3 protein-coding genes and 1 pseudogene are annotated in these 5,539 nt (G+C 61.5%); 3 read left to right on the plus strand and 1 reads right to left on the minus strand.

Translation table 11 applies throughout. The features are described from left to right. Positions 1 to 134 precede the first annotated feature (134 nt). Both VZ95_RS13940 and VZ95_RS28285 read left to right on the plus strand, forming a co-directional pair. A pseudogene (locus VZ95_RS13940) lies at positions 135 to 2,798 on the plus strand (efflux RND transporter permease subunit); the annotation flags it as partial. Between the two features lie 115 nt (positions 2,799 to 2,913). Further along, the gene (locus VZ95_RS28285; protein WP_269747111.1) at positions 2,914 to 3,207 is read left to right on the plus strand and encodes an efflux RND transporter permease subunit; all 294 of its coding nucleotides are present in this window, start codon (positions 2,914 to 2,916) and stop codon (positions 3,205 to 3,207) included. Positions 3,208 to 3,362: 155 nt separating this feature from the next. Here VZ95_RS28285 and VZ95_RS13945 read toward each other — a convergent pair whose 3' ends face one another. After that, positions 3,363 to 5,156 carry an ABC transporter transmembrane domain-containing protein gene (locus VZ95_RS13945; protein ID WP_045776395.1) on the minus strand — a complete coding sequence of 598 codons (1,794 nt, stop codon included), beginning with the start codon at positions 5,154 to 5,156 and terminating at the stop codon, positions 3,363 to 3,365. Between the two features lie 227 nt (positions 5,157 to 5,383). Here VZ95_RS13945 and rpmE point away from each other — a divergent pair. Next, positions 5,384 to 5,539: 50S ribosomal protein L31 (gene rpmE / locus VZ95_RS13950; RefSeq protein WP_045776396.1), on the plus strand; the 156-nt coding region annotated here is incomplete at its 3' end.

Here is a 5,539-nt window from a genome sequence, read left to right on the forward strand (position 1 = left end):
CAGTCGGGTGCCACCCAGACCGGCCAACAGCCGCCCGCCCGTAGTTAAAAACACCCCTCGCCCGCTTCCCGCAGGAGCCTTCGATGAACCTCTCCGAACTCTGCATCCGGCGCCCGGTGATGACAACGCTGATGATGGCAGCGCTGTGCATTCTCGGAATCGCGGGCTTCAAGCAAATGCCCGTGGCGGCTCTACCGAAGGTGGATTTTCCAACCATCGTCGTGAGCGCCAATCTGCCGGGGGCGAGCCCGGAAACGATGGGCGCCTCGGTGGCAACGCCGCTGGAGCGGGAATTCTCCAATATCGGCGGGATCACCTCGATCACCTCGACCAGCACCCTCGGCAGTACTCAGGTGGTGCTGGAGTTCGATTTGAACCGCGACATCGATGCGGCGGCGCTCGACGTACAGTCGGCCCTATCGGTCGCAACCCGGCGCTTGCCGCGCGAAATGCCCAACCCGCCCTCCTTCCGCAAAGTTAATCCGGCGGATGAGCCTATTCTGTTCGTGGCCGTCAGCTCCTCGGTGCTGCCCCTCAGCCAAGTGAACGAATATGCCGAAACCATGATGGCGCAGCGGCTCTCCACCATCACCGGCGTCTCCCAAGTTAATATTTTCGGTGGACAGAAATTCGCCGTGCGCGTTCAGGTAAACCCGCAGGCGATGGCCTCGCTGGGCATCAGCATCGACGATGTGCAGCGCAGCATCGTTTCCGCCACCTCGACCACGCCGGTCGGCAGTTTGAACGGCGACAAGCAGACCCTGATTCTCAAAACCTCCGGTCAGCCCGAACTGGCCAAGGATTTCACCCCGCTTGTGGTTGCTTACCGCAATGGCGCGCCGGTGCGGCTGGGCGATATCGCCACCGTCATCGATTCGGTGCAGAACGACCGCGTGGCGAGTTGGTACAATGGCACCCGCTCCATCACCCTCGCCATTCAGCGCCAGCCGGGCGCGAATACCATTGAGGTGGTCGATTCAATCAAGGCGCTGATCCCGGTCTTCCGCGCGCAAATTCCGCCGTCGGTGAGTATCGCTGTGCTGAACGACCGCTCCATTTCGGTGCGCGATTCGATTGCCGATGTGGAGTTTACCTTCGTTCTCACGGTCATTCTGGTCGTGCTGACGATCTTCCTGTTCCTGCGGAAAATCTCGGCAACGCTCATCCCCTCGTTGGCCCTGCCCATGTCGATCATCGGCACGCTGGGAGGCATGTATCTGTGCGGGTTCAGCCTCAATAATATTTCGCTGATGGCCCTAACCCTGGCGGTCGGCTTCGTTGTCGATGACGCCATCGTGATGCTGGAAAATATCGTCCGCTATACCGAAAAAGGCATGTCGCCGATGGAAGCTGCGCTGAAGGGCAGCCGCGAAATCGGCTTTACGATTATCTCGATCACGCTCTCGCTCATCGCGGTTTTTATTCCGGTCCTCTTCATGGGCGGCGTTGTCGGGCGCGTCTTTTTTGAATTTGCCGTGACGATCAGCATGGCCATTCTAGTATCGGGCTTCGTCTCGCTCACGCTGACGCCGATGATGTGCGCGCGCTTCCTGCGCCCGCATCAGCACGGCGAGCGCGAAAATCTGTTCGGGCGGACGCTCGAAGGAGCCTTTCTGGCCCTTCAGAACGGTTACGACGCCAGCCTGCGCCTCGTGCTGCGCCATAAGTTCGTGATGCTGATGTTCACCATCGCACTGACTTTTTTAACGATCCATGAGTTCCGGCAGATTCCGCGCGGCTTCTTCCCTGAAGAAGACAATAGCCTGCTGACGATTTTCACCGAAACCAACCAGGATACCGCCTTCCCGGCGATGGCTGAAAAGCAACAGCAACTTGCCGCCATTGTCGCCGCCGACCCGAATGTCGAAACCGTCAATTCCACGGCGGGTGGCGGCTTTGGTGGGCGCGGCGGCAATACCGGGCAAATGTTCGTCGGCCTGAAACCGAAGGATCAGCGCACGACGCCAGAAATCCGCGCGATCATCACCCAATTGCGCAATAAGTTGCAGGCGGTTCCGGGGATCAATGCCTTCATCAACCCCGTCCAGAACCTGCGCATCGGCGGGAGAAGCTCCAATCTCGCCTATCAATATACGCTGCAAGGCGTGGATACGAATGAGCTTTTCGCCTGGGCACCCCGCCTTGAGGCCGAGTTGCGCCGCATTCCGGGCGTGCAGGATGTCTCCTCGGATTTGCGCATCCGTTCGCCGCAAGCGATGGTGGATATCGACCGGGATAAGGCCGCCTCCCTAGGCGTCGGCATCGATACGCTACGCACCACCCTCTATAGCTATTTCGGCACGCGCCAAGCCTCGACCATCTTTACCTCGGTCAATGATTACGCCGTGATTGTCGAAGCCGACCCGAAGTTCCAAAGCAGCATGAATGGGCTGAACGCCGTTTACGTGCGGGCAGCGAACGGGACAATGATTCCGCTGGAAACCTTCGCCAGTATCAGCCGCTCGGTCGGCCCGCTGTCGGTGAACCACCAGGGGCAGCTCGCCGCCGTTACTCTTTCCTTCGCGCTCAACGAGGGCGTTGCCCTCGGCCAAGTGGTCAATGCGATCAAGGAGATGGAACAGCGCTTGGCCCTGCCGGTGACCATCTCCAGCGCCTTCCAGGGCTCGGCGAAAGTGTTCGAGGATGCCGAACGCGGGCAAGGCATGCTGCTGCTTGTCGCCGTGCTCGCCGTTTATATTATTCTCGGCGTGCTCTACGAAAGCTTCATTCACCCGATCACGATTCTCTCTGGCCTGCCCTCGGCGGCCTTGGGGGCGCTGTGGTCTTTGCAGCTCTTCAATATGGACCTCTCGGTCATCGCCATCATCGGCATTATCATGCTGATCGGCATCGTGAAGAAAAAACGCGATTATGATGATCGACTTCGCCCTAGAGCGGAAACGCGAGGGCGATATGAATGCCGAAAAAGGCATTTACGACGCCTGTATTATCCGCTTCCGCCCGATCATGATGACCACTTTCGCGGCCCTTATGGGCGTGCTGCCCATCGCCCTCGGGCATGGGGCCGGGGCGGAGTTGCGCCGCCCGCTCGGGATTGCCGTCGTCGGCGGGCTGCTGGTCTCGCAACTGCTCACCCTCTACATCACGCCGGTCGTCTATCTCTACTTCGAGCGCCTGTCCGAATGGCTGACGCGTAAGCCGAGCGTGCCGGATGCCGCGATACCGCCGCCGGCACCGGCGGAGTAAAAGGGTCGCTAACGCGATTGTGAGGGCGCTGCCCTCACACTCCCGCCCAAGGGCCGAATGCCCTTAGGGAACCCGCCAAAGAATAAGAAATGGGATTTCAAAGGGCGAAAGCCTTTTGACGAGGGTGCAGGGAGCGGCGCTCCCTGCCTTTTCCTCTACCGCGCGCCGAACTGCAACGCCGCAAGATGCGCGTAGAGTCCGCCTTGCGCAACGAGGCTGTCGTGGGTGCCGCTTTCGATAATCCGGCCTTGGTCCAGAACCAGAATACGGTCGCAACTGACGATCGTGGCGAGGCGATGGGCGATGACGAGGGTAGTGCGCTCCTGCATCAGCCCGTCGAGCGCCTGTTGAACGGCGCGTTCGGACTCGGCGTCCAGCGCGCTGGTGGCTTCATCGAGCAAGAGAAGCGCCGGTTGGCGCAGAATGGCACGGGCGATGGCGATGCGCTGGCGCTGACCGCCGGAGAGGCGCATGCCGCGCTCGCCCAATTGGGTTTCGAACCCCTGCGGCAGCTTACCGATAAACTCGGCGGCGAAGGCGGCTTCGGCGGCCGCGTGCAGCTCGGCGTCGGAGGCATCGGGGCGGCCGTAGCGGATGTTCTCGGCGACGGTTCCCGCGAAAATCACCGGCTCCTGCGCCACAATCGCCATCGCGCCGCGCAGCTCGGCGGGGTCGAGGTCCGTCAGAGCGTGGCCGTCGAAGCGGATGATGCCGCTGTTGGGATCATAGAAGCGCAGCAGCAGTTGCAGCACCGTCGTCTTGCCCGCGCCGCTGGGGCCGACCAGGGCGACGCGCTCGCCGGGGGCGATGGTGAAGCTGATCTGATCGAGCGAAGGCCGATCCGGGCGCGTTGGATAGTGGAAGGAGACCGCCTCAAAGCTCACCGCCCCGCGCACGGGCCTTACAAGGGGCACAGGATGGGCGGGGGCCTGAATGGCGGGCACTGTGCTGGCAAGCTCGATGAGGCGCTCTGACGCCCCTGCGGCGCGCTGTAAATCGCCGATCACTTCCGAAATCGCCCCGACCGCGCCCGCGACCACCGCCGCATAGAAAACGAAGGCCGAGAGATCGCCGGGCGAGAGCGTGCCCGCCAGCACGTCGCGCCCGCCGATCCACAGAATGATACTGATCGCGCCGAAAACCAGCAGAATGACAATCGCGGTCAGATAGGCGCGGGCAATGATGCGCGAACGCGCGGCGGAAAAAGCGGCATCGATGCGGCCTTCGAACTGGCGCTGCTCCATTTTTTCATGGGTGAAGGCCTGCACCGTGCGCACGCCTTGCAGGGCTTCGGTGATTTGCACGCCGACCGCCGCCACTTCGTCCTGTGCCCGGCGCGACAGGTTCCGCACCCGACGACCGATGATGATGATCGGCCCGACAACCAGCGGCACCACCAGAAACACCAGCCCGGTCAGCTTGGCGCTGGTAATCAACAGCATCACCGAGCCGCCCATAAACAGCAGGAAATTCCGCAGGGCGATAGAGAAGGACGAGCCGACGACGCCTTCGATAATCGTGGTATCCGTCGTCAGGCGCGATTGGATTTCCGCCGTCCGCGCCGTGTCGTAAAAGGTTGCATCCAACTGCAAGGCCCGCGCAAACACATCGCGGCGAATATCCGCCACCACCCGTTCGCCGAGCCAGGAGACGAGGTAGAAGCGGCTGAAGGTGGCACCGGCCAGTAGAATAACGACGGCCATCAGCACGAGAACCGCTTTATCGAGCAGCCCGACATCGCCCGAAACAAAGCCTTCATCGACCAAATGCCGCAAGCCAGACCCCAGCGCCAGCACCGTGCTGGCGGCCACGATCAAGGCCAATCCGGCCCCGATCATGTGAAGGCGATAGGGTTTGAGGTACGTCAGCAAAAAGCGCAAGGAGCGCAGACTGCGGCTCCGTTCCCGCTCGTCGGCAGCAGCGGCGGGAAAAGACCTGGGTTGGCGCATAGCCCTTCATCCTAATCGATAGTCGACGGCGTGCGTGCGGCGGCAGCATGGGTACGGCGGCGGTCATAGCAGCCCCGCCTTGGAACAACAACCGGCAGAAAATCGACGCGCAGAAAACCGGCAAGAATCGACATGTGCGCTGGACAGACGGGGGCGCTTCAGGTAGAAGCCTCGCTTCACGAGTTTTGCTGTGCCGGAAACGGCCAACCTGTGCTGCGAGAGCGTCGATGAAAAAGGACATTCACCCCGACTACCATCCCATCACGATTGTGATGACCGATGGCCATACCTACCAAACCCGTTCGACCTACGGGAAGCCGGGGGATACGCTGCGTTTGGAAATCGATCCGACGTCGCACCCGGCCTGGACCGGTGGCCAGCAG

This window comes from Elstera litoralis (assembly GCF_000963705.1).
Lineage (GTDB): Bacteria > Pseudomonadota > Alphaproteobacteria > Elsterales > Elsteraceae > Elstera > Elstera litoralis.